The following is a 26,479-nucleotide window of genomic DNA, read 5'->3' on the forward strand; positions in this document are numbered from 1 at the left end:
TTTACGCCATCACACCATCGGCTTAGAGTGACTCCAGCATCTTCGGAAAAGGAGTCAATCATGACTAAGATCGGCATTAACGGCTTTGGCCGTATCGGACGTAACGTTTTTCGTGCAGCGCTGGGCAGCGATGATATTGAAATCGTCGCCATTAACGACCTCACCGACAGTAAAACCCTCGCGCATCTGTTGAAACACGACTCCCTGCTCGGCAGGCTACCGGCGGAAGTGGAAGCCGGTGAAGGCGAATTACGCATTGATGGCAAAGCGGTGCGCGTGTTTAGCGAGCGCGATCCGGCGAATATTCGCTGGCGCGATGTCGGCGTGGATATCGTGATTGAAGCCACCGGCTTCTTCACCGAACGCGACAAAGCCGCAGTGCACATCACCAGTGGTGGCGCGAAACGCGTGATTATCTCCGCGCCGGGCAAGAACGATGACCTGACAATTGTGCTGGGCGTGAACGATCAACGTTACGATCCGCAGCAGCACTTTGTGGTGAGTAACGGCAGCTGCACCACCAACGGCTTAGCGCCAGCGGCGGCGGTGCTGCACCAGGCGTTTGGTATCGAGCACGGTTTAATGAACACCACGCATGCTTATACCAACAGCCAGGTGCTGCACGATCAGCCGGAGAAAGATCTGCGCGGCGCGCGGGCGGCGGCGTTGTCGATTGTGCCTTACTCAAGCGGGGCGGCGAAGGCGTTAGGTCGGGTGATTCCGGAGCTGGAGGGTCGATTGACCGGCTATTCCCTGCGCGTGCCGGTGCCGGTGGTGTCGATTGTGGATTTGACCGTGACGCTGAAACGCGACGTGACCGCAGAAGAGGTGAATGACGCGTTTAAAGCCGCGGCGGCAGAAGGTCCGCTGCAGGGGATTCTTGGATACAGCGACGAGCCGCTGGTATCAAGCGATTATCAGGGCGATGCCCGTTCATCGATTATTGATGGGCTTTCGACGCTGGTGATTGGCGGCAATCTGGTGAAGATCCTTGCCTGGTACGATAACGAATGGGGCTTCTCCAATCGTCTGGTGGATTTAGCGCGGTTGATGGCAAAACGCGGGTTGTAAGGTATAACGGTCGCCGTTAATGGCGACCGTTATCCTGGCTACTTCAACCCCATCGCATCCTTCAGGGTAAAGAACAGATCGGTCTGATCGGTCAAGCCCACCACGTTAGCCGCATGCGGGCCGTACGCCGCAATGCGCACCTGCGTACCAGTGTGCTCCTGCGAATCCTCTTCTGAATTGCCGTAGCTGATGGTCATCACCGCGCCATCTTTGGTATTCACCGCTTGCGTCAGACCCGGCGCTTTGGTGCCATTCTCCACGATCTGGCTGCTGTGCGCGTGGTCGGCGGTCACCACCACCAGCGTGTCGCCATGTTCGCGCGCAAAGGCCAGCGCCTGCTGCACCGCTTCATCCAGATCGACGGTTTCACCAATCTGACCGCATGGATTGGCCGCATGATCCTGCTTATCAATTGACGCGCCTTCCACCTGCAGGAAGAAGCCTTTCTCATTAGTGCTTAGCAGATCGATGGCTTTTTTGGTCATCTGCGCCAGCGTCGGTACCGAAGCCGGACGCTCTTTATTCACTTCACAGGTCACCACCGGCTTATCAATGTTGCCGTGATAGCTGGCTTTCGGTCCCTGCCAGCGCACCGGCATATTGCCGTCGGCGAACAGGCCAAGCACCGGTTTACTCTGGTCGGCCTGCTGAATGGCGTTCATGCCATCGAGATTATCAACCCACTGATAACCCAGCGCCTGTGCCTGTTCGCGCAGGGTTTTACCCTGATACTCGCCAGCTTTGGCGGTTTCACTAAAGGATTTCGCGCCGCCGCCCAGCGTGACGTCCGCACGGGTTTTTAGCATCTGCTCGGTAATCGATCCTTTACCGCCCTGCTCCAGCGCGTTAGTCGGGCACAATTCGCTGGTTTTCTCCGGGCCGTAGCATTTGCGCGAAGTGACGTGGGCGATCAACGCTGCTGGCGTGGCATCCTGCAGTTCAGCAGTGGAAACGTTGCCGGTGGCTTTACCGGCGGCTTTCGCCAGCTCAAGAATCGTTACCTGATCTTTGCCGTTCACGTCGACGCCAATCGCACCGTTATAGGATTTGGTGCCGGTGGCCCACGCGGTGGCCGATGCGGCGGAATCCGTCACGTAATTCGGCTTGTGGGTTTTCTTATCCAGTGAATAGTGCGTGTATTGACCGGTGAGCGGCAACGCATCAAGGCCGGGAAAGAAACCGCCTGCGCCCCGCGCCTGATTACGCGCGGCGGTGATTTCCGAATCTCCCATGCCGTCACCAATCAGCAGAATCACGTTTTTTGCGGTGCTATTACTTAATGACGCTCTTAGCGCTTCGGTCTGGTCGCCGGTGAGACGACGCGCGCCGCCGTGCTCGGTGACATCGCCGGTAGCAGCGCGGGAATAGTGTGCATCGTCTGCCACTGCTGATGTCGCGATCAGAGAAGCCAGCAGCGTAACCGTAAAGAGAGGTATCTGTTTCATTTATAAGCATCCTTTTCCATAGATATAACCAAATGTTTCCGCGGACAAGTCTGCGACAGTGCGGTGACATTTTTGTGACAGAGAGGGAATGATTTGATGACAGAATCGCCATGATGAGCAGGCCAACGTCAATACGCTCAGAGCTTAAGCGAATAGAACAAAAGGAGAAAATAGCGCTTGACCCTTTTCAGCGATCTCCCTATAGTAGCGCCCCGTTGACCCAGCGCGGTTGACAAAAAAATGTGGTGAGGTGTCCGAGTGGCTGAAGGAGCACGCCTGGAAAGTGTGTATACGGCAACGTATCGGGGGTTCGAATCCCCCTCTCACCGCCACATTAAGTAGGACGTTGCGTGGACAACACCGCATGTAGACTGACTCCAAAGACTACTGCGAGACAACGGAACTACAGAAGAAGCACAAAATAGTGCACGCGAAATGCACGCGCATCTTGGATGCAAAGAAAAAGCCTCTGGTTAACTCTCAGAGGCTTTTCTGTTTGTGTCAGATTGCAACAATATGTTTCTTTATAAACTATCTATACATATCTTCTTTCCTAAGAAATTTTTAAAGTCATTTAAACGCCATTTTTTGATCTACATCAATAACGTATCCGCTTCGCCCTTACTTAACTCAAATCACCTACTATGATTTTCTCGTAGTCAGTTAGCACATGAAATTTTCCAAAAACTTATGTGAGGTAACCCTATGGAAGAATACGCTTACAAAGGTGGTGCGGGTAATTTTGCAAATAATCCAGATCGTGCCCGAGAGGCTGGTAAGGCTGGAGGAAAGGTAAGCGGAGGAAACTTCCGAAACGATCCGGCACGAGCCGTTGAAGCCGGGAGAAAGGGAGGCAAAATCAGCCGCAGACCCGCAGCAAAAAATGACTAAATAGTCCCCTGCCTTGTTTGCCAAGGATTGGCGCTTAGTTGTTAACTCTTTATTCAAAGAATTACCTCGTCCTGCTCGAGGTAAGCCATGGCATCTAATATAGATGCCCATCCTGTTGACTTGGTTAAAGGATAATTTATTATCCGCATGCCATTGTGTAAGTAAATATCACACGTCTTCGATTTACCATCAATTTGGATGTCTTTGAATAAGCTTCGAGCGATTGCCTGATATTCTTTTCTGTCACTAATATTTAAGACATCTAAGGCCGCTGTAGATTTCATATCCCGTTCAAATTGTAAATCAGCCATTGATTTTTTCAATTGACTAATCTCAGAAGATAGTTCAGTGGCTCTTCGCGTAAACTCACTAACATCTGGCGCCAATTCAATTGCTTTTATAATGTTTCGAAGTTTCCCTGATAACTCTATATGCTTAGCTTTCATCGAAATTAAAGCTGTGTCCTTCGATAGGTTCCTGTTCATATTCGATGCTTCATTTATTACGCCTGTTATTAAGTAGCGGTCAGTTAAGTCTCTCCTTACGGCTACTGAAGAGCACCTATGCTGACGGCGCATTGTACAGACATAGTAGCCATAACCTTTTGTATTGATTCCAGTCAGAATGATAGAGTGACCGCATTGCTTACAATGCATTAGGCCTTTGAATACATTAATAAGATGAGGATTAAAATTTAAGTTTCGTCTGCTTTCGGGTTCGTAGCTGATTCGCTGTACTCGGTTGAAATCATCCACATTTATTATAGCTGGATAATAATTAGGAATTTCATCAACATCCGGCACTGTTATTCGATAGGAAGGAACAAGATATCCAATTACTGTTTTTGCTTTAACAAGCCGCTCAATTGAAGCTGAATTCCATCTAGCAACTTTACCACGTAAGTTTTCTTTTCCTTGCTCATTCAATGTTTGGCTTATTTTTTGAAATGACCTTCCATCTAATCGCATTTGAAATATAAAGCGAACAATCTCAGCTTTTTCTTCTATAATATCAAATCCATCTCCTAGAGCATTTACTTTTAACCAGTATGGACAGTGGCGAGTCATGATTTTTCCGGTCTCAGCAGCCTGCTTACGCTTTTCTGCCCAAACCGCTCGCTGCCGCTTTGACTTTATCTCACTTTCCTCATTTGCTCGTTGAGCAATAAGAATTGCTTTGATAATAGAGTAGGGATCGTCAAGAGAGTTACGAGTATAATGTGTGCTATCACTTAACGTGACCACATCAATTCCAGCCTTAAGTATTGCCCTTAGGCGCTCTGTCGCATCACCAATTTTCTCGCGAGATAAACGATCAAGACTTTCTATAAGAAGAACGCTTCCTTCGTCAATCAAGCCTCTTTGCACTGCCTCCATGAATTCTGAAAAAGCACCGGAAATAGCATGCTGTCCCTTATAAGCACTTAATCCCAAATCCTCAAACGTTACTGGGTCAAGATAGTAATCACTATTATTTTTAAGCCACTCCTCAATAAGTTTCTTCTGCCTTCTGACAGAATCACCCTGAACCTGCTGAAGAGATGAAAAACGTAGATACGCGATAGCCCTTTTCATAATGTTCTCCGCGCAACGGAAAACTAAATTATAGGCCGCGCTTCGTCATATATGCATGTCACCTCATGAGTCACCACTCCCACCACTGCAATATCTTCCAGTAGGTCATCCATCAGAAATGCGCCATCGTCGGTAATCAGCCGCCGCGGCTGAATCATGATCATCGCCCACTCATACATGCCCGACATATCAATCAGCACAGTGTCACCGTTTACCGGGTAACGCTGCTTATCGATTATGCACCTGCGGCCGTTCAGCTCCACCATGCTGGAAGTCTCCCGCGTAGACAGGATGTGCTGCAGCGGCTGGAGCAGAAACGTCACTTCGCCACTGGCAGGTCCGACAGTCTGGTGGTGTATGCCGGCGACAACATTTCGCGCTTCATCTCCCAGGATTTCTGGATACCCTGTCCTGCAAACCATAATTTCCCCTTCCCGCTCTGGTTGAGACCGTCAACGACACGCATCAGCGATTCGCTGTTAGCCTGTGGCTTGAATTCGTCAAAGAGATTGAGCTGAGACACACCCTGACTGTAAAAGTCGCCCAGCATCACGCCTGCTTTCATATACCGGCAACCGTCGCGCCAGATGTGGTCGAGGCCCTGCATGGCAACGCGTATTATTTCTCGCGTGTCATTCGTTGGAGTCATGAGTCTGCCCATGGCCTGGTTGCCATAGAACACTTCACCTTCTGCATGTGGGCTTGTTCGGACGAACACAGCTACCTGACTGCAATACTGGCGTTCTCGCCTCAGCTTCTCAGCAGCGCGTTCTGCGTACGAGCAAACCGCCTGCCTCATGTCCTCGTATTCAGTGATGCGCGAACCAAATGAACGTGAGCAGACAATCTGCTGCTTGGTCGGCGCGAACTCTTCCAGCTCGAGGCATGGCTCGCCGCGCAGCTCACGGATGGTTCTTTCCATTACGACAGTGAAGTTATCGCGCATCAGCTTTATGGGGCTGTTCGCTAAATCCAGGGCTGTGTTAACGCCCATGATTTTTAGCCGTTTGGCTATTCTCCTTCCTACGCCCCATACATCCTCAACGTCTATCAGCGCCATAAGCTTGCGCTGGCGCTCAACGTCCGACAGGTCAAGCACGCCGCCGGTCTTCGTCCACTTTTTAGCAGCGTGGTTAGCCAGCTTCGCCAGCGTCTTTGTCTGTGCGATGCCAACGCCAACAGTGAGGTGCGCCTCCTGCTTTATACGCGCTCTCACCTTTCGGCCGAGTTCATCGAAAGACTGCAGTCTGTCCAGCCCGGTGACGTCCATGAACGCCTCATCAATCGAATAGACTTCCACCGACGGTGCCATATCTTCGAGTATGGTCATCACCCTGTTGCTCATGTCGGCGTACAGCGCATAGTTGCTGCTGAACACGTGAATCTTGTGCCGGCGGATTTCATCCTTCAGCTTGAAGTAAGGCGCACCCATCGGGATTTTCAGCTCTTTCACTTCGGCGCTGCGGGCAATCACACAGCCGTCGTTGTTGCTGAGCACCAGAACCGGCTTGCCGCGCAAATCAGGCCTGAACACCGTCTCGCAGCTGGCGTAAAACGAATTCACGTCAACGTGCGCAAACATCACATACCGCCGTTGGGATTGAAAACCTGAAACACGCGCTCATCGCCTTCCGATGTTGAGATATCCCGGAAGACAGACTTGTGAGCTTCGATCCAGTTATTCGCTTGCCGTGGCGTGTAATGCCAGTTCAGGCGCTCAAGTTCACGGACAAAATCGAGTGTGCTTACGGTGTACCGACCAGCAGCATCGCGTTTTATTGCGAACCTGAAGGCGTCTTTGATTTCGTAGTCGCGGGGCATGGTCATCTCCCTCCCTGATAGATACTGTATATAAATACAGTAATATCGATCGGTGGAATTGATCAAGTCGCTGCGCTTGAGGAATTTGTAAAGCCATTGGTGGGTAAAGAAATTTAGTTTTTTAACTGGTGGTGTTTTGACTTAAGCGATTAGAAATCTACGCTTAATTAGCAACATATCGTTGCCTTAACGGGGAAAGGAAATGATGAAGAGCTTCTTAGGTGGGATGATCATAATTACAAGTTTAATGACATTAGCAGGTTGTCAGCATGAAAGCCCTGCTGTTGGCCCGGATGGCAGACCGCACGCGCCTAGTGGTGAGTCCGTGCCAGGTGGCCCGTTAGGTAAGGGCCCGGTTGGTCAGCCTCAGGCATGATTGAAGGTCAGCAGGCACCTTTTAGTGCTTGCTGACGCCAAAGAGATACATCGCCAACTCAGCAACGCAGCTCCCGTCCTCATCTTCAAACATCGCAGCCATGTACCCGACCAGAGATTCATTGGTGATCGGTATTCCCTCATCAAGCATGTTAATCACCGCCTGCCCCATGACGGTACGCACTGCATCCATCGCAAGGTCGCAAACTTCAATGTCCATGCATCCTCCTGCAGTGGAGTCTTCACGGTACGCCTGCAGCAAGGTAATCACATAAGAAACGGCTCAAATGGTCTAACCTCAAGGTTACACCCGCAGCCTGCATGAAGATGGACGCGGTTTTAAGCTGCCCCGTCGCCGGGGCTTTTTTATGCCCAGACAATCAATTACCAATAAGAAACTTTCACTCTTAGTAATCAAAGCGCCATTTGTTTCGACATCGTTTTAAAATTGAAGCGCATGCTGAAAGTTCGATCATTCGCTGGCATTGATTCCATCAAATCACGCAGGTTCATAATGAAAAAGCAGCAATTGTTTCTTTGGGGTGTGCAGGCGATTCTGGCGTCAGGAGTAATGCAGGCTGCTGAGTTGTGGATGATTAAGAAGCTCTCAGTGGAAGCGCTAACCGCAAGCAAAAGGATTCCACGGAGTTTATCTGCCGAAGCAGCAGTTGATGCATTCTATCTTCACATAATTGGCGCAAAAGGTGGAAGCACTGAAACATTCTCTAATTGGTAGCTTGGATTACACAATCTCTCTCAGGGTTAAAGCTCATCATCACGGATTGAACCAAAGCCCCGTATTGGGGCTTTTTTACCAATAGGTTATGGTTGCCTTGTCAAATGAGTATCTGTAAGCTTAAGAACTAATTGATTAGTCTGATATTTTTACTTATTCACGCAGGATGAGTTATAAAAAATGAATTTTCATTTGGCATGGGTGTTTTTTTGTATAATTTCCGCCTCATTAATATTTGGCTCAAGAAAATATAAAATTGAACCAAACAGAGAATTAAACATAGACGGTTTGAGATATCTCTTAGCTGCATTCGTTGTTTTTCACCACAATGATATATCTAAAGCGTACTTTGAAACTGGCAAGTGGGCGCTAAATGACCCTATTTTGGGTTACATGGGGCAATTTGGTGTTGCTGTGTTTTTCATGATAACTGGTTATCTTTTCGGCGACATAAAAAAAGACACTAACTGGATATCTTTTTTGATAAAAAGATTTTTTAGAGTTGTGCCTCTGACTTACATTTCTGCAATAATCTGTATATCAATAGCAACGTATGTTGGCATCAAGCTTGGAAACAATGCCGATTTTAGCAATGTTATATATTGGTTCGATGGTGGCCTGTCGGGCGTTAAACCACCTATTTATGGCTTTAAGGATGCGCAATTCATTGGCGCTGCTGTAATGTGGACACTCTACTGGGAGTGGATTTTTTACTTCTCACTACCATTACTTTCTTTTGCATTCAATAAGACGTACACAGTAGGCATTTGCATTGCTGCAATATCTATTCTTGCTCACACGGCTGATTTTTTAAAAATACCTTTACATCACACTTCGTTACTTTTGTTCTTTGCAGTTGGAGTGCTAATTAAGAACCTGAAAGTAATTTCTTCATCACATTCTATAATAAAAAGCACACTTGCTTCATTGATACTCATTTACTGCCTGTTTGTATCAAATATTCACTCAGCCTATAACTTGACTTCATTTGTTCTTATTGGGGTGTTTTTCTTACTCGTTGCAAAAGGTGGGAACCTCTTTGGCATGCTCTCGACGCGAGGATTTGTGGTGTTGGGTGATGCCAGTTATAGCATCTATCTGCTGCATGGTATTGCATGGTTTATTATGAATAAAGCATCATTCCACTATGGGATACAAAATAAGGATGTTGCATATTATGCAATTCAGACTTTCGTATGGTACGCAATATGCTTTATATCCCTAATGAGTTATAAGCACTTTGAAAAGCCATTTATTTTATATGGTAAAAAGGTTGCATCAAAATTCGAGGCAACCTGTACTAAAGAGGCTTAACATCAGTTTGTATTGGCCGGGATTTCCGGCCAATCAATCACATCTGCAGTGTTTGCATCAATGCGGCTTAAAGTAACTCTATATTTCTTCCAGACTGACAGGGCGGCCTTCTCTTCATCAGTTGCAATACCTTCATCTACTGCGTCCTGTAAAATATCACGATACTGAGTTGCTTCGTCCAATAGCGATTTCTTAAGAGCAATGTTAGATTCAACTGCTTTCATTTGAATTGCTTCTTTATCATCGTCGCTCAATATTCGTTCGATGAGTAAGGGCTCCCCTTTTTTGGTGCTAGTTATAACCTTCCCTTCAGCTTGGCCGTTTAACATTGATCTCCATAAATCCTCACTGATATCAATGGCATCATTCGGAATTTCAGTGTTAATATCTGTGTCATAAAAAGCGTTTTCTAAAGCAGAAAATTTCTTCATTTTAATATCCTAAAGCTATCCACCAAATACCTTTATTAGCACCTGTAGTGCCGCCGCTATTGCTTATATCCATGGTTGAGTTGCTTTTAATTTGCGCGCCCACCCCATATTCTCCAGAAAGAGTAATTGAAGCACCTTTACAAGCAACCGCAGTAAAACCAGCATTCGGAAATGCTATGGGTAATGTCACGGTGGTTGTTGTTTGATTGGTGAACAATCCACTACCCCACTGGATAATTAAACCGCCTGGCAGTTTCTGATAGCCTCCTCCTGCGACCAGCGAACTCAAAAACTGTGAAAGATTTACCGCGTGGTTAGACTGAGTGCCGGCAATAATTGGTAGCGCGCCACCGCTATTTCCGCAAAGCACCCACGCGGTCAGCGTGCTATTCCACTCAGCCTCAACCAGTCCGTTGGCGACAATCTCCCCGCCCTGCAAAGCCTGATTGGCATGTGAATACAGCGGGTATGCAGATCCGCCATTTACCGCGAGCGTAGATGCGCCGGAGTTCGCTGTTTTTGCCTTAAAGGTGACGCGCATTCCGTCCACAAGCGTTGGCAACGCAGGAACAAAGGATGCCACATAGGCGTTGGCCGCACCGGTGTCAGCCGCATAGGTCATCGCCCCCTGCTGGATGGCTGATAAAATACCCGCTGCAGGCAGGAATGGTGCATTAGCAGCCACCGCAATATTTGATGCGGTGATGGTAGTGGCACCCTGTGCGACCGTAATGACCCATGCTGCTGTGTAACCAGTGTCAACTGCTGGCGTGGTCTGCGTGCCGGTGGTTGCCGCCACACCCGCCTTCAATGCAACAGTACAAACGCCGGAGCGCACTGTGTTCTGCGCGGTACCCGCGTTGTTTGGTCCGCTGTACGCTACAGAGGGATTGGCAGCATTGTAATAAGGCAGAACAGTTGCCCCGGAGTCCGTGTCACTGTATGCAATCTGGATCAGGTAGTTGATGCTCTGTCCTGCGGTGGTAGGCGCTGTCAGCGTAAAGGCGGTGGAGCCCAAAATTACGCCCTGCTTCAGGATAGTGTTAGTCGTATCCGCAGCCAGTGAAGAATAAGCGGTGCCGTCCACGTTCTGAAGGCTGTAAATCTGTCCTTTGGCCACGTTCACTACCATTGAGGCTGGCGATGATGGTGTACAGGCCAGCCCATGCAGATAGGTGTTCGAGCCCATAATCACAGCGGCGAGCTTAGCCAGCCCCATCATGGCGTACTTGTTGGTATTGAGCAGGTCAGTTTCGAGCGGAATTGCGCCCGGATAAACGATTTGACGATCCATTTATGTTTCCCAATAAAAAGGCCACCTGTTTGAGGTGGCCTGTTGAGGACGGTGAATTGATATGTGTTTACTGCAATCGAACCCAGACGATAGTGCCTTCCATTTTCACTGCGGCTATGGCTTCGTAGATCTGTGCATCAGTAACGCTCCCGGTAATCATGCTCTGTGACGCGTACTCACCGCGTGATGCGATGCTGTAGCCAGATGGTGTGGATGAGTAACCTGCAATATAGGGAATACCTGAGCCTGACGGGCGATAGGCAGTGACGAACGCCTGATATGGCAGCATCATCGAGCCATAGCCCCCCGCAACGCCATAACCAATCGTGGGGCCGCCGTATGAACCGGTATCCAACGGTCTCTGCGGCTCAAATATATAAGGCGTCTTGCCGGTCATATCCTCCAGAATATCGATGATTGCCTGCCGGGTGCCGCGTTCCCTGAACAGACTGATTTTCATCTGGTTTCTAAACAGGTCATCCGACTGCCCAGCTGACCGCTGCAGGTTTTTACCAAAGAAGTCATATGCAGTTAAATCAAGCCAGCCATCGGTGGCGGTGCTGATTCTCGTCTGGAGCTTTGCATACAGATACAGTGAATAGCACCAACTTAACGCGCTGGCGCAGGCAGTAAGTGCTCCTGTAAGGATTGGGTTACTATCGCCGAACCACGTTGGAGGCAATAGCCCTTTTAAGCGCGTGTAAATGTCGTTCTGATCACCTGTCGCCATTTAGCTCACCGAGATTGTGCCGGCGCGAATCACCTGTTTTCCGGTTGCGGCAATATCCGCTGTCGCGCTATTGAGAGTTACAGAAGAGACGTTAGTCACAAGTGAACTTGCGCCATATGCAATATTGGATAACTTCGAGTACGGCAATAGCTGACCGAGCGACAGGCTGGCGATGTACTCCTGAATCGCTGCCTGCACCATCGCAACGATCGTCGCGTGGTCGGCTGAGGAATCAGTGGTGATGACCATCACGACATTCGCCGTGACCACCGTAGGCGGGAAGACGCCAAAGGTGATTGTAAAGCCCCTCACCGCATCAACCGCTGCATATGCCTGGCTGATAAACGTGCTCGACGGGGTGCCGCTGCCATCATCAACCACCGCATAGAAGTAACCCGGTTGAGCGGTGCCGTTATAGGCGTAATTCTCGGTCAGCGTATATGTGACGCCGCTTTGCATGCTACTCAATGCGTAACCAATCGCGGCTTTCGTCGATTTTGACAGTGATGCAATCCACAACACGAAACGGGCCCGGAAATCATCATCTGATTCGGCATCCTCACCGTTAATAAACGTGGTGCTGTTCGTCACCGTATCGACATACTGGATTGAGCCGGAGATAACGGTGATGGTGCCTGCCTGTGCGTTTCCTGCAGCCCCTGCCGTATCTGCCTGTACCGGAACTGACAGCGAACTCACACCCGCCGCAATCACAAAACCAGCCTGTGTCGCGTCATAGGCTGAGTTGGTGGTGTCAGCGATGACCGTATAAGCCTGCGTGCCGTCTGTAGTGGTCACGCCGGAACCGACCGGAATCAGCGCCTGATTGGTTGCTGTAAACCGGCTGAATGTGACCTGCCCCGTGGCCTGCACTGCTGACAAACGCGTGAAGCTGAAATCTGCCATCCATGAATCCAGATCGTCGCCCGAACAGGTAGCCGCCCGGGTTACCACCAGAAGATTCACTATAAGCTGCTGAATCCACATCGCCACGCCTGCATTTGATTCAGCCAGCGCGCGCAGGATGCTGCCGATAGCCAGATCGACGAGGCCAGCGGCTTTAGCCTGCATTGCAGTGACCTGATCGCTGACCAGAGTGGCGAACGTTTTAGTATTGAGTGATGCCACTTGTTACCTCGTTACGTCAAAGCTGAGAGTTTCCGGTGTGCCGGAGGTGGCGTCGGTATACTTGACTGAGACGCTGACCCCGCCATCGATGAGTGCCAGGCTGACAGAAGGCGCAGGGTTTGATGCTACCGCTTCCTCAAGCAGCATCTGGCCGCTGATAAGCGCCTTCCATTCGATGAGGTTGACGTTTTGCCCAACCTTTTGTCCCAGCCCTGCGCCATAGTCCGGATGGAAAACGTATTCGCCGGGGTTGGTCATCAGACGGCGTAGTATTCGCTGCTTTCCCCTTTCCGTTCCGGTGACAGGCCTAAGGTCGCCTGCAGGCGAGGTGCTCAGGTCACCTCCCGTGTAGTGATAAATGTCGTACATGAGTCACCGCTATGAGAGTTGTTGGTTCGGCTTGCTGGTTGTGCCGCCGCCGTCGCCGTTTTCCGGATGGGTGTGACCGTTATAGGTGACGCGAACCTTCTGCACAGTGCCGTAAGCGCCGTTGTTATCGCTGATGTCTTTCACAACAATGAGGTTGTTTTCCATCGTCACATCACCACCGGTAAAGTGGTGCGCCGGGGCGTCATAGGTGATTTTGGTGGCCGAACTCAGGAGCACCTCACCACTGTTGAGAAACTTAAACAGCGAACCGCTTTTGTGGATGAGCCAGAACTCACCAGACGGCGGGCCGGGGCTACGGTCAACATCGTTAAAGAATTGCCCTGCTGCCATGCCAGCCCCCATGAGGCCGGAGTCAAATTCGACTTCAACCACAGCGCCTATCGACGGCCCCGCTGCCATCCCCCAACCTTTGCCAACCCACGGTGAACTTAGCGGTATCCAACCCGTCTCTTCACCTGTAGGTTGCAGTTGCACTTTCACCGCGTAAGTAACCGGATCGTAAGCGGTGATTATTCCCTGTCTTGTTCCACTAATGCCGGCACTAGTTTGTTGTGCTGTAGCCGCCATTGCATTAAGAAATGCTCTCACTGCGTCACCTCCAGCGCCGGACTATGGTTTTTACCGGTCATGCTCATTGTGTAGCCGCTTTCCCAACTCAGTGAGCGGCGCACGCTGTCGCACCAGTAAAGCTGGTCGAATGGGCTTTGCGTCCCCTCTATGCGCACAAGCGTTTGCGGAGTTAGCAGGTTGTCACCAGCAGTCGAGCCGCTAAACTTCATTTCATGCTGAACAACGTTGCGGTAAATGGTTTGCGCCAATGCGCTTGCTGATTCTGGCGTCAGTCCATTACGAATTACGCGGTAAACCTGCGTCTTGGCTGTTGCATTGCCGGGCGTAGTGCCTTTGGCGTACTTCGGGTAGGAGGCGATGAATTGCTGATTCTTACGCTTTGCATTCCAGCTCAACACCTCAACAGTGATGCCTTTTGAAATTGTCAGCGCGCGCGCGAACGACAGGTCATCAGACATATTGCACTGCGGATATGCGAGAGCGCCGGGAGGTTGCCAGCGAATAACGTAGTTATCCGTTTTAGCTGGGTCTTTAATCGGCTCGAAATGAAGATTTTCCCCATCAACGTAAACTGAGTAATCCTCGATTCCCGCCAACGTGGTGATCAAGTCCCATTCCGTTTGCTCTCCGGTCAGATGAGCAGAGTCAATCTGGTAAAATTCGCCAAATCGCTGCGTTGTCGCTGTTACAACCGGTGTTAGTCCGTGGCGCTGCGCCAGCATCGTTGCAATCTGCGAACTGGTGTAGTTTTTGAAGCTTTCCCCGGCAGATTTGGCGTCAATCATCAGTGCCGTAAAGTCACGACCATCGGCGGTCACTTCAAACCGCGCCGGATCGTAATGCCAGTTATCGATGTTGCCGGTGATTAGCTTCTTCTCATCGGTTCCTGATTTGGTGATGATCGAAACAGATAACTCAACCTTAATAGTGGTCTGCGTTGCCCACCAGTTCAGCATCTGCATATCGGCCGGCATCGCGGAAGGTGCGAGAACAAGGTCAAACGTCGATGCGCCACGAAAACCAACATCCTCAACGCTGAACGATACGAATGGAACTTCAGTGCCATTTAAACGACAACGCCCGCTGATATGGCGGGCGCTGGATTCCATTATCGGGTTGTTTACATCCATAGCTAACTCGTTGGGTTGGATGGGATGGTCAGCGTGTTAATGCCACTCAGTTGTGGGTCGGTCAGGTCGTTTACAGAAGCAATGCTGCTCCATAACGAAGCGTCACCGTACTGGTCAGATGCTACCTGATAAAGACTGCCGCCGGATTGCGTAACCGTTCTGACACCGTCCGCCGTTTGTCCTGAGTTAACGTTTTTATTCAGACGGCTCAGGACATTCTGGAGGCTGTATAGCGCCGGTATTCGCGTACTCTGGTCAGCCTGGCTAAGCAAATTACTTACCGTCTTCAATATGGGGTTGCCCGGAACCAAACCACCAAGCGTAGTAATCTGGCTGGCAGCATCTTCCAGTTGCGTAATCTGCTGTTGGATGATGGTCTGTGCGGCGATGATTGGGCGGACTACGGCCTGAACTTGCTCAACAGTTGCATGGGCAAAATCGGTCACCTGCTTGACCGCGCTTTGCACAGATGTCACAGCATCAGTCACCGTTGGCACATCGATGATGTCCGACAGTCCCAGAGCCTGCCCTATATCACTATCAAGCAAGCCCTGTAGCGCGCCGGTTAAAGCATCAACCTTGAGTGGCGACGCGTTGTTAGCAACGATCTCAACTTCAATCGTGTACGGCCTGCGATAGATAAATTCATAGACCGGCGTGAAAGTTTTGATGACGACCGTGAAGCTATAGTCATCAAGCGTAAGAACTAACTCTTCACCAGCATCACGCATCCGTTCCAGCGCTTTAACGCGATCGCCAGATTGTGCTCCGGTGATAATGCCAGACCATGTCAGCGGGTCGTAATCAACGCCTAAAACGTCAGCGGTACGCTTTCCGCCAATCATCTTATGCAAGACTACTTGCTGACGAGCGGGAATAGGCAGGCGCTCAGGGACTTCGAAATCAAGGAATTCAAAATCACCAAGCACCAGCCGGGTGACGGTCGGGTCTAACCCCTGCGCGAAGTTATTCAGGGCGCTTGTAAACGACATGGAAACTCCGTTATTGGGTTGAGAGTTTGCTTACCTGACCAGAATGAGTCATCAGCATGGATGAGTCGAAGGCGCTAGTAGATGCTGGGGCTTTAGTGGCTTGCTTACTCATGCCACTTACCACTGTGGCGACAATTACCTGGCGGCCTTCATGGGTCATCATGAGATTTACCGGCTGGACGGCATTTGCTCCCGCCACTGGTGGTATTGCCGGATATTTACCGGTTTTACGGTAGGTTTGTTCACTCGCGCGCTGGTTATCGAAATCAGCCTGCGTGGGTGACCACGGCTTATATGCACTGCCATTATCTCCAGCGTTCTGCCGACCTAACCTCATTCTTTCTGCATCTTCCTGACTTTGAGACGCCGTGCTTGTTGGGTACAAGGCTGCCGCAATAACGGCTCCAATAAGCATAGGCAGCCCACCAAGCGCGGCGGATAGGCCAGTTAGACCAGTGGTAGCTGTTCTGCCAACAAGCAAATCAATACCCCAACTTGCCATTTTCAACGGCGATACCAAAGCGCCGGCAGCGTGCTTAATCAGCCAGAAGCCACCACTCACCGCCGCCAAACCCGTGACGGCCAAAGCGGCTTGACCGACAAACTTCGCCAGTTCTGGATTTTTATGCGCTATTTCGGTCATGCGCTGCATGGTATTGGTGAGGCCTTCCAATCCCTTGGTGAACGTATCCAGCAGCCCGCCGTCTTTACCCATTACCAGCTGCAGGTTTTCCCACTTTTTCTCAAAGTCGATTTTCTTTCCGTTGTAGGTAACCCCTACCGCGCCATAAGCTGAATCAAGCCCGCGGGCCTGTTCATAAGACTCAACTGAGTGATGGATGGTTGCTAGCTGCTTATCAACCAGGTTAAACATCTTGCCGCCTGTTCGACCAAAGATAAGGGCGTTCTGGCGCTGGATTTGATCTTCCGAGTAGTTGTTCTTCCGGTAGATTGGAAGAATCATTTTCTCGTAATATTCAATTGGTGATTGGCTGAACAGCTCAGAATTGATAAGTGGGTTTCCGTTAAATCGCTTAATGCCCCCCATCTTGTTCAGTTCGATTTTGCTTGCATCCCACACGCCCATTTTCATCAAGTCATGCGTAACCTGATTAGGAAGCTTCACGATGCCATTGAGGCGGTTATACGACGTCATTAGCGCATCACCAGCAGAGCTACCCTTCAGCTCGCCAATGATGGGTTCAAGCTCAGCAAACAGAGCTTTGTTACTCAGGTTGAATGCTGATGTACCAGCCTTAGCCATAAACTGTCGGTACTGGGTGAAGTCGACGTTACCACCAGATGATTGGATCGCTTTGAATCCTGAATCCATCAGCTCATTGAAGCGCTGCGGACTTTTGAGTCCACCTGCGGTTTCGACGAATCGCAGCATGTCCATTTGCTTGGCTGTTGTAATTTCTTTTGAGTGCTCATCAAGCCCCTGAGATGCAAAATTGATCCTCGCTAAAACCGGCGCGGCTAATTTTGCTGCTCGCAGTTGCTCATCTAGCGTTTTCGCTCCTGATTCACGAAATACACCCTGCGCCTCGGTGAAATACTTCAGCATATCAGTGGTTGACGTGCCTAAAATCTTGGTTGTTTGCGCGAAATTTTCAGCATCTTTGCGGGCCGCTTCGCCCATCCCGTATTGATTGAACTTCTCGGTCATGGTTTGATATTTGGCGGCTTCATCTACGAAACCATCAAGCATTTTGAAACCAAGATAACCAGTGGCAAGGTTTGTCATTCCGTTAGAATGGCCGCCGTAACCTCCATTTCTCCCAGCGTTACCACCACCCGAACCAGCACCACCTCCGCCCCAACCTCCCGGAGGCACGCCATTGTTCCATCCGCGCCAGCCTGATGATGAACCTGGCGGTGGAGGCAAAGCCATCAGCCCACCTGTATTACGATAGCCACCACCGCCCCCACCTCCTCCATTTGCCAGCATAGCTCCGGCTGCTAATGCAGGAAGCGCCATTGATGGGCCATAGCCTCCACCGATTGCTGGAATATTGCGAGTGGCGGTGCTTGCGCGCTGAGCGTGATCTGCTGCTGCTCGCATGGCGCTGGCATATTGATTGGCCCCACTAATCGCTCCAGAAAATTTGTTACTTAATGCAGAGTTTAGTGAGCGAATGGCGGATGTTGCCTCTTTAGCTGCGCTCGTCACTGCCTTGATGTTCCGCGCCATCTCAACGAACTTTTTGTTCAATTGAACAGCGTCTCGACTCACCTGCATCATGTTTCGCGTAATCTGGTCATCAAGCGCGATGCGCACGGCTACGCGGTAAGCCTGAACATCCATAGAAACCTCGTTTTACGGGCATAAAAAAACCCAGCCTGAGCTGGGTTCAGTGGTTGTTTATTCTCTACTTATCCGGGACACACTCACCGAAGACATACCCTTCGCTTTCGTTTCGAAGGACATAAGAGTTTTTGAGCTTCACAAAGAGTAAATCTTTTTGCTTCGCTGCGAGAACTGTCTCGCCATCTTCATACTTAACTGGCTTAAGCTCTGGGCTAGTGATTCTGTTTTTGCTATCAGTCGAGAAAGTGAAGGCGTTGCCGTTATCAAGCACAGCCGCATCACGACTGAGTATTTCGACAGAGGGTTCAGATCCGCCACGGTCGAGGATATGGGTAAGGCTGCATTTGAACATCTGAGCTGCCGATGCTGGCAAAGTAAACACGACCAAAGCCGCTAATATTAGGCTTTTCATACCCTTCCCCCAAAAGCATGTAGAGAGATAAATCCTAAAGAGAAACTAATGCAAAAGGAAGCAAATCGGGCGAGTTAGGGGTGATGCACCGACTTCTCCCTTGCAATCTCTTCTCTTACTGATGTCATCAACCCCTTATTGTAATCAAGATTGTTCACACAAGTCTTTAACCCGGCAAGTACATCGTTGGTTTTCATCTCCCGCCCTGCCATCTCGAAGTCATCAACCATTTTAACAGCGGCTAAAGAGGTGTCTTCAAGGCAATTAAGCTGTTGTTTAGCAAAAAATGCATTATGAATGGTAAAGCCGAGCATTTGTGTTGGTATATAAATCCCCAAAGCAAATGCCGCGACTCCTATCACTAATTTCCACTTAAATGGCATGATTTTCTCCCTCGAAATGATGAGGGTAATATCGGCTCACAAAGCCAAATGCTGAGCTGATTTGCAGAGGTTTACGGTATTGCGGATGCTATAAGCAAGAAACCCGCAGTTAAGCGGGTTAAGAGCGTTTGCGCGATTCAGTGATGAAAGTGACGATCTGGGAACTTAAGCTCTCGCGAACTTTTAAAGTTGTCTGGTCCCTGATTTTTGAAATGGCTTCTTTTTGTTGAGCACTTAAACCAGACCACTGCGCTTTATCTGGACCAATTGAATCATGGTACTCAGAGAGTTCAGCGCCACATTTATCAAAAGCTTCATCTGAAATGCTGCTGGCTGATTTGGTGGTTTTGACTTGGCTTTCAGCATAGGTGGTAACGCATCGGCTGAGATTGTCAGCGGCACCTTCTAAGTTAGCGTGTGCCACAAAGCACGTCATTAAGCCTAGAACGGCTATAACTAATTTCACATCCCTATCCCCATTGGTATCGGTGGGATAAATCCTAGCATGGAGTGGGCGCAAGTTGGCGCAATCCTGCAGCGAATAAGACTGACAACGATCAAATAATAGGAGTATTCCTATTAATTAAATTGATCATTCAAAATTACAGGGTTATCGTTGCTATGCCGATTGGCATCAAATCACACAGTGAGAAGAATCATGAAAAAAACGATGGCTATCTTATGCCTTATCTTAACTATGGGTGCATCAGTTAGCGCCTTTGCGGGCAATTGCCAGCATAGTAGCGACACTGCTGCTGATGGCTCGCGTTGTGGAAATCGTTCAGCCGATGCTCGCCCGGGCGGGAACTGAAGCTAAGCTGCCCATCGAGAGGTGGGCTATTTTTGTTTATCTAACCGCCTCGCCTTCCTTGCCAGATAGTCATCAATAAGCTTTGAATCCTTTAGTGATAGCCAATCCGATAGCATTCATTAGCGGGTCGATCTTGCGAACGTACGCTGGACCAATGAAAGGTCGCGGCGGAATGCGATCGGTGCCCCTCTCCTGCAACAGTCCAATCTCGCTTTTGGTGCCAACGATTGCCGCTAGCCCCAGCACTTCACTCTCTATCGAGTTTTTCAGCTCACCAGAACGCAATAGCGGGTCATCTTCGGTGTAACCAGATCGAACTCGATCAGCTTTCGTTGATTCAGCCAGTGGTGCCCACGCTTCAAATGGGCCAACTGCTGGCTGATAAACGCCGATCTCTTCTTTGGCAGTTTCCTCAATCTCTTTCACGATGACATGAAAGCCAATTTCAATCTCTGCTGCAATTTTGGCGGAGGCGAATGATAGTTCGCGTGCAAACACATCAAGCTCCATCAATCCTCCTCCCATTTGCTGGTATTCCAGTTGTAACGCCCACCTTCGAACTCACGAATCACAACGCCCATTGCGATTCGTTCATGTGGCATAAGCTCATTTAAACCGGGAAAAATAATGCTGAAAGGAACCCCGGATTTCATCAACCAGCACTGGTTAACGAATTCGGGGTTCTGCGCTAGTTTTTTGCGGCGGCCTCCGTGGCTTCGTCATCTTCCTCTTTAGATTTTTCGCGAAGATAAGCATTCACAGCTTTTAATCCGTGCTTACCGAGAATGGCGAGCATGGTTTCAATCTGCTTAGCATTTAGAGGAACCGGATACTCTTCACCGTCAATTTCAGCTACAGCGGCAACCGGAAATGCAAACAGGTTCATGTACATGACGTTCATCGCCATTTCCGGGCCAACTGCCACAGTAAGGCGAGACTCCTGAACCGGATCTAGTTCGCGCATGGTAAGCAGACGCCCTTTCGCATCCTTCACCTGGTTTGATTTAGCGCTCACCGCTGCCACTTCCGTTTTACTGTTTTCGTGCACTTTTACCTGAGCCATTTTTTATCCTTAGTTAACTTTCTTGCGGCGGTTAGCGGTGAATGACAATGTCTGATTGACTGTCTTCTCGCCCTGCTTGTTGCCAGCATCGGTCAGATGGAAGGACACGCCCTCATAGCGATAAACGCTGATAGTACCGTTCGATTCAGTGATGCTTTCGGTGATGGTGCCGCGCTGCTGGTCGATGCCGTTGAAATAGTTTTCTTCCCACTGCGCCCAGAAGTCGTCCAGCGTGCCATCCATGCGCTCGGCGGTGATAGTGCCATTCCAGCCGGTCGGGATTTGCAGCTCGTCACTCACGCCGTTCAGCGGTGTGATTTTCTGATTGGAGACCTGCGGCTTAGCGTCAAAGGTCATGATTTTAGGAATGCGAAGTTTGCCAGTTGGCGTGGTGATATCAACTGCGACATCGCGGCCTACTGTGTATCCCAGTTGGGGCATGGTGTTTCTCCAAAAGAAAGCCCCGCATTAATCGAGGCCTGAATGGTTAGCTGGATGGGTTATTGGGTACCGCGATAGTGACGCTGCCGCCGCCTTCCAGATTCACCAGGAAGTAGCGCACCACGTTCAGATACTTGACCTGCACATCCGCCACCATGTAGCCGAGCGCAACCTGTGAATCGGTGTTGTTCGAAGCATCGATTTTCACCGAGAACGCTGCGCCACCATTCGGATCACCAATCATGCCCTGAAGTTCAAGGTTAGAGAGGAATGATTCAAGGGTGCTTTTCGTCTCGCGGCGCAGCTCAAGGGTATGGTTCTGCCCCACCACATCACCAAAGCTTGCCGCGATGGTCAGCGACAGGTAGTTGGTCATGCGGGTGTAGGTGTCGTCGTTCTGGCTCTGCACAGAGCTGCAGTTACGGCCCGAGCGCATGCCGAAGTAATTACCGCCTGGGCACGGGTTGGTAATCACGTCAAGTCGCGCTGAATTAATCGCGCCAATCTCAGATGTCGAGTACGGCTGATTAGCCAACTGGCGCTGAGTCGCAATGATATTGCTGATGCGCTTGTTCAGGGTTGAGATATGCGGTGAACGGGCGGCAATATTGGCCGCTTCGAACGTGGCCGGTGAAATCATGCGGTTCACGCCGTTGACCGTGTCTTTCCAGTAAGGCCAGTCGCCCACGATTGCCTTGAAGTGCCAGTCATCCACACCGGCATTATTCAGCAGCGTGCTCAGCGCTGAATACGTGGTGCCTGACGCGCCCTGGCTGATGCCATACGAACCTTCAGCAGTTGCGAAGGTCGCCATGGTTGGCCACGCGCTACTGTCCGTCAGATCGACAAGGTTCATCACCTGCGAGTTGGTGCCGCGCAGCGCATACATCCCCTTGCGGGTGGTGCTGGTGCCGTCAGTGCCGAGCAGGGTTGAGTCAGTGATGGTTGTCACGCCATCGGTACCGCCCGCCATGGTGTAGGTTTTTGTCACATCAGGCAGTGCGGTGCTGGCTCCAACATTTGCAACCGCCAGCTGACTGGCCCCGCGAACGCTGGTCTGTCCGTTGTTGACCGCGCTTACGATGTTCTGCCAGAGGGCAAGGCCCGTGCCGGTGATGTTATCGAAAATCTCAGCGCTCTGGCCCGGCAGGTTAATCGTCAGTTTATACGAGTTAACAGCGGTACCTGCAGTGATGGCCGCCTGCAGCGTGTTACCGCGCGTGCCGGTGTAAATCGCTGTGAGAGTCAGGCCTGTAGCGGGGGTGCTGGCCACATCCTTCAGCGCAACGCTTGCAGCAACATCCGTTCCGTCAGTGACGCGTACGCAGTGCAGATTAGACGCGCCCAGCTGCAGCGAAATGGCCGCGGCTGTCGCCAGATCATATTTGCGTACCTGAGGCGACCCCAGATAAAGCGCCTGGTCGGTGTCGGAACCAATCAGGAACGCGCTGTTTACCGGTCCCCAGCTGCCAATGCCTACAAGGCCCAGCCCATCAGTTGCCACACCATTGATATAGCGTGTTTTCGGCGCTATCACCTGCACGTACAAATCAGGTGCAGTGAGCGCAGAGGTGTTCAGACTGCCTGCTTGATAAACCGGCATGTTCTTCTCCAATAAAAAAACCCGCCACTATGGGCGGGTCTGGTTGGGACTGAGGTGAATTACGCGGCGCGTTTAATCACGTAGACAGCCTGATCGCCACCAAGAATTTCTTTGATGGTGGCGACATCTGTGATTTCTTCGCCAATCTGATAATCAGCAAAGGCAATGCGAACGACGAGGATGTATCCCAGCGTTTCAGTTTTTGCGGCAGTGGTCGTCGCCGCTGCGGTAGTTGCAGCAGTTGCAGTCTGCGCGCTGTCGGTATCAGCCATGGTTACTCCAGAAGGGTTTAAATCAGGTTGCCAGAGGCGTCAGTGACGTGCATAACGGGTGCGACGATCTGCGGCGCGGCAATGGTTTGAGTGGTGGCGTAGTTGACCGTGTAAATCAGGTCGCGCCGGTATACCAGATAGTTTTCACTGGCGTCAGAGTCGAATTGCCGAGTGTAGAGCATCATTGAAGGCGCGCCGTCACCCAGCGATATGTTGCTGGATTCAGACAGCATCCCATCAACGACAGAAGCGATGAGAATGCGCATAGCTGGCGTTGGCGCCCAGATGGTTATCTGGAAATCCTTTGCCTGCCTGCGGAGTTCACGCATCGCTGTACCCACGCCGCCAGTCCGGGCGACAACAGCGCTACCACTCGCCAGCGTGATGACTGCTCCGTTGCTGGTTGCCCCCGGAATCTGGTTAGCCATAGCCGTTGCAACTGTCGCCAGCGTGTCGCCGCTCTGCACGGGGTAGTGATATCCCGCGCCATCAATCAGGAAATACACGTTTGTCGGCACTGAAGCAGAGCCGGAAAGCGTGATGTTCAGACCATTGACGGTGGCAATCATCGGCGGCTCGCCCTTCTCAATCACCCGATAAGGCCTGCCTAACTCACTGCCAATCTTCCTTTCAGACGGCAGCGCCCAGACAGATATATGTGCGCCACTGGCGTTGATATCCTCCTGAAGCACGTTAGGCACCGGCCAGCCTGGGTAAATCTTGATGGTTGAGCCTGAAATGCTGGGCTCCGATGTGCCGTTTGGGTAAACCGTTGAGGCGATCATCCCGGCAATCGTGTTGCTTACATCAGATGAATCAGCCATATCACACCAGTGCCTGCATTGCGGTTATGCGCCAGCCCATGTCAGTGAGTTCAGCGCTGGAAATGACGTATCGGCGGCCAATGTCGTCGGTGATGATGTCACTGGTGCGCAGAACGATGCCACCGAAGTTCGGAAACAGGATTGCGTACCATGGCGTTTTAGCATCAGCGGGCAGATTGACGGGGCTTTTCTCCCCTTTCGTACCCTGCAGGATGCTGGCAGGCCATCCAGACATGATCGCCACTTCATTTGCGGCCGTTGTGCCGCCGTAACCCTGTACACCGCCACCACCGGGCGCCTGCGACGTTCTCAGCACACTGATAGTGCGATTGGTCTGCACACAGTAAATCGGCAGCGTGGTCTGCATGGCAGCAACGAAGAACGTTCCATCCTCCGGCGAAACCAGAAAATCACCCGGTTCAAATTCGCGACTATCGAACACGCCAAGCCAGGTGGCCTGACCGTATTTGTTCGGCGCGCTGTAGGTAAAGTTCGTGGTGAAAGAGGCTGGCAGCATCTGCAAGGAAGCTGTTTCGAGAGGATTGAATGCGCTGGCTGCCCGATACTGCTGGGCGCTATACCCGATACGCTTCGCCGCCTTACCGTAGCCGATGTAAACCTTCTCTCTCAGCTTTGCAGCATCCATTTCAGCACCTGACTATCTGCGTGGTCCCGTTACCAAGCGCTGGCCCGGGAGCGATGCCAATGAAGCCGCACAACTCGCGACGCCACTGATTGAACAGCCGCGTTCGGTCGCGCACTTCGTTGGTGTTACGCTTCCAGACCGCCGCCTGATCCGTATCGAGGTTGTCACCTGCACCAGTAATGGCGGATTCAAGCGTTTTTAACGTGGTGACATAGTTCACCACCACGGCCTCTTCCTCAGCGCTCAACGTTGAGAGGCGGTGATAAAGCGTCTGCCAGGCACCTGAGGATACCCAGCCGTAAGCCATATCGCTGGTATCCGTGGCAGGAATATCACCCTGCATCGGATAGCCCATAAATCGGCGCACATCCACAAGTTGACCGGCAGTTAGCATTATTCAGCCTCTTCCTGCTTTACCGCCCAGCCACCTGAGTAGTAGTTTTTCACTTCTTCAGGATGCACCTGAGCGGTGTGCGGTGCCGGGTGAACTTCCGAATCACGCACCATCGTTACAAAAGCAACGGATGAGGCATTCTGCACACCTGCACCAGCTTCGGCGTTAGTGGCAGTCGTGACTTCACTGCCATCGGTAATTACTTCAGGCGTGTTGTCTTCGGTTTCGTCAGCTTTCTTAGCCATGTTTATCTCCGGATTGAAGCCGCCGGTTTCCCGGCGGGTAAAGGATTAGCCCAGCAGAAGTGCGGTATGCTCAGGCTTGATGTTGGCGCAACCCCACGCGGCGGCAATTTCGTAATGCACGCGCTTGTACTGGCGGTACATCGACACTTCGAACGCCATGCCGGTGCGCGGATCGGTGATGGTGATGCGGTCATCGGCCATATCACCTTCCTGCGGCAGCGCCGGTGCGCGGGTTGCCAGCAGAATGGCTGAGCGGCTGAACGCGAAGTTGGCGGTGAAGTTGGCCGCCAGCGTAACGGTGGCACCGGTCGCCACGTTCTCACGCAGGCCCGGCGCGCCGATAGCCAGAGAACCACCTGACAGGACGCTGCTCACTACGTACTTGTAGTTGCCGATAGTGATGATATCGCCAGCCAGAATGGTGCCTGTACCGGTCTGTACCGGGATGATAGTGGTGCCCACGGTCAGCGCGCCATTGGTCACATAACTTGCGCCGGTGCCCGGAGCGTGAGTAACCACGCCTGCGGATTCACGCACTTTGAAGCCGTGCAGCTCGAGCAGCGTACCCTGAGCGCGCAGCTCATCGGTGCCTGCTTCGTTCGCTTTGGTCAGTTGCGCCAGCGTACGCAGGTTTGCACCCGCCGTGGTGTCGATAACACACTGCAGTTCGCTCAGCGGTGCGCCGTTATCAGACAGGATTTTGCGGACCTGCGCGGTGTCGCTCAGGTTAGTTGCGAAAGGCGTGGCGCCAGCGGTACCGGCAGCGCGGGATGAATTCAGCGCCAGTTTTCCGAGGTCTGACTCCATCTCGTTGACCAGCGTACGCATTGCCTGCGCAATCTGATTGCGACGAATATTGGCGTAGCCCGGACCGTTGTTTATGCCCTTCTGCTCTTCACCCGTCCACTGGAACGGCACCATACGCGACTTCTGAATGGTGAAAGGCGTGTTGCCGATGTTCTGATCACCGGCATTTGGCGGCAGTTGACCGGGAACAACATCCTGCGCAGCAGCAGCAGGTGCAATCGGGATGCGGATTGCTTCGCCCACCGCTGCACGTTCTGCAGATGGGTCCAGCGTGACGGCGGGGATGAATCCGGTCAGTTCGCGGGAGACGATATCGCGCGCAGCGAACAGATCAGGGATAAGGCCGGTGAGGTTGTTAGCCATTAAAGTTCTTCC

At 51.2% G+C, this 26,479-nt stretch carries 32 protein-coding genes and 1 tRNA gene; 5 read left to right on the top strand and 28 right to left on the bottom strand.

The window, feature by feature from the left end; all coding sequences use genetic code 11:
• The first annotated feature begins 60 nt into the window (after positions 1 to 60).
• Positions 61 to 1,071, top strand: a complete 1,011-nt coding sequence (gap, locus tag AAF463_RS11250; protein ID WP_101764088.1) for a type I glyceraldehyde-3-phosphate dehydrogenase — start codon at positions 61 to 63, stop codon at positions 1,069 to 1,071.
• A gap of 38 nt (positions 1,072 to 1,109) precedes the next feature.
• Here gap and phoA read toward each other — a convergent pair whose 3' ends face one another.
• Positions 1,110 to 2,516 (bottom strand): alkaline phosphatase, encoded by a 1,407-nt coding sequence (phoA, locus tag AAF463_RS11255; RefSeq protein ID WP_217546337.1) that lies wholly within the window; start codon positions 2,514 to 2,516, stop codon positions 1,110 to 1,112.
• Positions 2,517 to 2,760: 244 nt separating this feature from the next.
• Here phoA and AAF463_RS11260 point away from each other — a divergent pair.
• A tRNA-Ser gene (locus AAF463_RS11260) sits at positions 2,761 to 2,848 on the top strand.
• Between the two features lie 373 nt (positions 2,849 to 3,221).
• Positions 3,222 to 3,407 carry a general stress protein gene (locus AAF463_RS11265; RefSeq protein ID WP_350260741.1) on the top strand — a complete coding sequence of 62 codons (186 nt, stop codon included), beginning with the start codon at positions 3,222 to 3,224 and terminating at the stop codon, positions 3,405 to 3,407.
• A gap of 53 nt (positions 3,408 to 3,460) precedes the next feature.
• Here AAF463_RS11265 and AAF463_RS11270 read toward each other — a convergent pair whose 3' ends face one another.
• The 5 genes from AAF463_RS11270 to AAF463_RS11290 all read right to left on the bottom strand — a co-directional run bounded on the left by AAF463_RS11270 (position 3,461) and on the right by AAF463_RS11290 (position 7,397).
• Positions 3,461 to 4,981, bottom strand: coding sequence for a recombinase family protein (locus tag AAF463_RS11270; RefSeq protein ID WP_350260742.1), 1,521 nt, complete (start codon positions 4,979 to 4,981; stop codon positions 3,461 to 3,463).
• 23 nt (positions 4,982 to 5,004) lie between these two features.
• Positions 5,005 to 5,247 carry a hypothetical protein gene (locus tag AAF463_RS11275; protein WP_350260743.1) on the bottom strand — a complete coding sequence of 81 codons (243 nt, stop codon included), beginning with the start codon at positions 5,245 to 5,247 and terminating at the stop codon, positions 5,005 to 5,007.
• A 53-nt stretch (positions 5,248 to 5,300) separates the two neighbouring features.
• Positions 5,301 to 6,563: a translesion error-prone DNA polymerase V subunit UmuC gene (gene umuC / locus AAF463_RS11280; RefSeq protein WP_350260744.1), complete on the bottom strand. Its 1,263-nt coding sequence runs from the start codon at positions 6,561 to 6,563 to the stop codon at positions 5,301 to 5,303.
• A complete protein-coding gene (locus AAF463_RS11285) occupies positions 6,563 to 6,802 on the bottom strand; it encodes a DNA polymerase V (protein WP_350261992.1) in 240 nt (79 codons plus the stop codon). The genes umuC and AAF463_RS11285 overlap by 1 nt, the downstream gene beginning before the upstream one ends.
• A gap of 397 nt (positions 6,803 to 7,199) precedes the next feature.
• A complete protein-coding gene (locus AAF463_RS11290) occupies positions 7,200 to 7,397 on the bottom strand; it encodes a hypothetical protein (protein ID WP_312463340.1) in 198 nt (65 codons plus the stop codon).
• A 294-nt stretch (positions 7,398 to 7,691) separates the two neighbouring features.
• Here AAF463_RS11290 and AAF463_RS11295 point away from each other — a divergent pair, with 294 nt between their 5' ends.
• Together AAF463_RS11295 and AAF463_RS11300 are read left to right on the top strand one after the other, a co-directional pair.
• Positions 7,692 to 7,913, top strand: a complete 222-nt coding sequence (locus AAF463_RS11295; protein ID WP_350260745.1) for a hypothetical protein — start codon at positions 7,692 to 7,694, stop codon at positions 7,911 to 7,913.
• 180 nt (positions 7,914 to 8,093) lie between these two features.
• Entirely contained in the window at positions 8,094 to 9,227 is a 1,134-nt protein-coding gene (locus tag AAF463_RS11300; RefSeq protein ID WP_350260746.1) for an acyltransferase, read from the top strand.
• A gap of 2 nt (positions 9,228 to 9,229) precedes the next feature.
• On the opposite strand, the gene AAF463_RS11305 is transcribed toward AAF463_RS11300, so the two are convergent.
• The 22 genes from AAF463_RS11305 to AAF463_RS11410 form a co-directional block, all read right to left on the bottom strand.
• A complete protein-coding gene (locus tag AAF463_RS11305; protein ID WP_101764025.1) occupies positions 9,230 to 9,658 on the bottom strand; it encodes a tail fiber assembly protein in 429 nt (142 codons plus the stop codon).
• Between the two features lies 1 nt (position 9,659).
• Positions 9,660 to 10,952, bottom strand: a complete 1,293-nt coding sequence (locus AAF463_RS11310; RefSeq protein ID WP_350260747.1) for a phage tail protein — start codon at positions 10,950 to 10,952, stop codon at positions 9,660 to 9,662.
• A 67-nt stretch (positions 10,953 to 11,019) separates the two neighbouring features.
• Positions 11,020 to 11,682, bottom strand: a complete 663-nt coding sequence (locus AAF463_RS11315) for a hypothetical protein (RefSeq protein ID WP_350260748.1) — start codon at positions 11,680 to 11,682, stop codon at positions 11,020 to 11,022.
• On the bottom strand, positions 11,683 to 12,810 hold the full coding sequence (locus AAF463_RS11320) for a baseplate J/gp47 family protein (RefSeq protein WP_350260749.1): 1,128 nt from the start codon (positions 12,808 to 12,810) through the stop codon (positions 11,683 to 11,685). It abuts the gene before it with no gap.
• A 3-nt stretch (positions 12,811 to 12,813) separates the two neighbouring features.
• A complete protein-coding gene (locus tag AAF463_RS11325; protein WP_350260750.1) occupies positions 12,814 to 13,179 on the bottom strand; it encodes a phage tail protein in 366 nt (121 codons plus the stop codon).
• Positions 13,180 to 13,188: 9 nt separating this feature from the next.
• A complete protein-coding gene (locus tag AAF463_RS11330; RefSeq protein ID WP_350260751.1) occupies positions 13,189 to 13,788 on the bottom strand; it encodes a phage baseplate assembly protein V in 600 nt (199 codons plus the stop codon).
• Positions 13,785 to 14,900: a type IV secretion protein Rhs gene (locus AAF463_RS11335; RefSeq protein ID WP_350260752.1), complete on the bottom strand. Its 1,116-nt coding sequence runs from the start codon at positions 14,898 to 14,900 to the stop codon at positions 13,785 to 13,787. The genes AAF463_RS11330 and AAF463_RS11335 overlap by 4 nt, the downstream gene beginning before the upstream one ends.
• 2 nt (positions 14,901 to 14,902) lie before the next feature.
• On the bottom strand, positions 14,903 to 15,892 hold the full coding sequence (locus AAF463_RS11340; RefSeq protein WP_350260753.1) for a hypothetical protein: 990 nt from the start codon (positions 15,890 to 15,892) through the stop codon (positions 14,903 to 14,905).
• A 10-nt stretch (positions 15,893 to 15,902) separates the two neighbouring features.
• A complete protein-coding gene (locus tag AAF463_RS11345; protein WP_350260754.1) occupies positions 15,903 to 18,200 on the bottom strand; it encodes a hypothetical protein in 2,298 nt (765 codons plus the stop codon).
• 64 nt (positions 18,201 to 18,264) lie between these two features.
• The gene (locus tag AAF463_RS11350; protein ID WP_350260755.1) at positions 18,265 to 18,615 is read right to left on the bottom strand and encodes a hypothetical protein; all 351 of its coding nucleotides are present in this window, start codon (positions 18,613 to 18,615) and stop codon (positions 18,265 to 18,267) included.
• A gap of 74 nt (positions 18,616 to 18,689) precedes the next feature.
• A complete protein-coding gene (locus tag AAF463_RS11355) occupies positions 18,690 to 18,998 on the bottom strand; it encodes a hypothetical protein (protein WP_350260756.1) in 309 nt (102 codons plus the stop codon).
• 118 nt (positions 18,999 to 19,116) lie between these two features.
• A complete protein-coding gene (locus tag AAF463_RS11360) occupies positions 19,117 to 19,464 on the bottom strand; it encodes a hypothetical protein (RefSeq protein ID WP_350260757.1) in 348 nt (115 codons plus the stop codon).
• A gap of 417 nt (positions 19,465 to 19,881) precedes the next feature.
• Positions 19,882 to 20,319 (bottom strand): hypothetical protein, encoded by a 438-nt coding sequence (locus AAF463_RS11365; protein ID WP_350260758.1) that lies wholly within the window; start codon positions 20,317 to 20,319, stop codon positions 19,882 to 19,884.
• 178 nt (positions 20,320 to 20,497) lie between these two features.
• Positions 20,498 to 20,872: a hypothetical protein gene (locus AAF463_RS11370; protein ID WP_350260759.1), complete on the bottom strand. Its 375-nt coding sequence runs from the start codon at positions 20,870 to 20,872 to the stop codon at positions 20,498 to 20,500.
• A 9-nt stretch (positions 20,873 to 20,881) separates the two neighbouring features.
• Positions 20,882 to 21,313 carry a hypothetical protein gene (locus AAF463_RS11375; protein ID WP_217548813.1) on the bottom strand — a complete coding sequence of 144 codons (432 nt, stop codon included), beginning with the start codon at positions 21,311 to 21,313 and terminating at the stop codon, positions 20,882 to 20,884.
• Between the two features lie 46 nt (positions 21,314 to 21,359).
• The gene (locus tag AAF463_RS11380; protein WP_350260760.1) at positions 21,360 to 22,916 is read right to left on the bottom strand and encodes a phage tail protein; all 1,557 of its coding nucleotides are present in this window, start codon (positions 22,914 to 22,916) and stop codon (positions 21,360 to 21,362) included.
• 59 nt (positions 22,917 to 22,975) lie between these two features.
• The gene (locus tag AAF463_RS11385) at positions 22,976 to 23,188 is read right to left on the bottom strand and encodes a hypothetical protein (protein ID WP_350260761.1); all 213 of its coding nucleotides are present in this window, start codon (positions 23,186 to 23,188) and stop codon (positions 22,976 to 22,978) included.
• Between the two features lie 17 nt (positions 23,189 to 23,205).
• The gene (locus AAF463_RS11390) at positions 23,206 to 24,012 is read right to left on the bottom strand and encodes a hypothetical protein (protein WP_350260762.1); all 807 of its coding nucleotides are present in this window, start codon (positions 24,010 to 24,012) and stop codon (positions 23,206 to 23,208) included.
• Between the two features lies 1 nt (position 24,013).
• Positions 24,014 to 24,658 carry a hypothetical protein gene (locus AAF463_RS11395; protein ID WP_350260763.1) on the bottom strand — a complete coding sequence of 215 codons (645 nt, stop codon included), beginning with the start codon at positions 24,656 to 24,658 and terminating at the stop codon, positions 24,014 to 24,016.
• Position 24,659: 1 nt separating this feature from the next.
• Positions 24,660 to 25,052 carry a hypothetical protein gene (locus AAF463_RS11400; protein WP_350260764.1) on the bottom strand — a complete coding sequence of 131 codons (393 nt, stop codon included), beginning with the start codon at positions 25,050 to 25,052 and terminating at the stop codon, positions 24,660 to 24,662.
• The gene (locus tag AAF463_RS11405; RefSeq protein ID WP_350260765.1) at positions 25,052 to 25,297 is read right to left on the bottom strand and encodes a hypothetical protein; all 246 of its coding nucleotides are present in this window, start codon (positions 25,295 to 25,297) and stop codon (positions 25,052 to 25,054) included. Before AAF463_RS11405 ends, AAF463_RS11400 begins: the two co-directional genes overlap by 1 nt.
• A 45-nt stretch (positions 25,298 to 25,342) precedes the next feature.
• Positions 25,343 to 26,467 (bottom strand): P22 phage major capsid protein family protein, encoded by a 1,125-nt coding sequence (locus AAF463_RS11410; RefSeq protein ID WP_350260766.1) that lies wholly within the window; start codon positions 26,465 to 26,467, stop codon positions 25,343 to 25,345.
• Positions 26,468 to 26,479: the final 12 nt, after the last annotated feature.

The organism is Pantoea sp. BJ2 (assembly GCF_040255075.1).
In the GTDB taxonomy this organism is placed as follows: domain Bacteria; phylum Pseudomonadota; class Gammaproteobacteria; order Enterobacterales; family Enterobacteriaceae; genus Pantoea; species Pantoea leporis.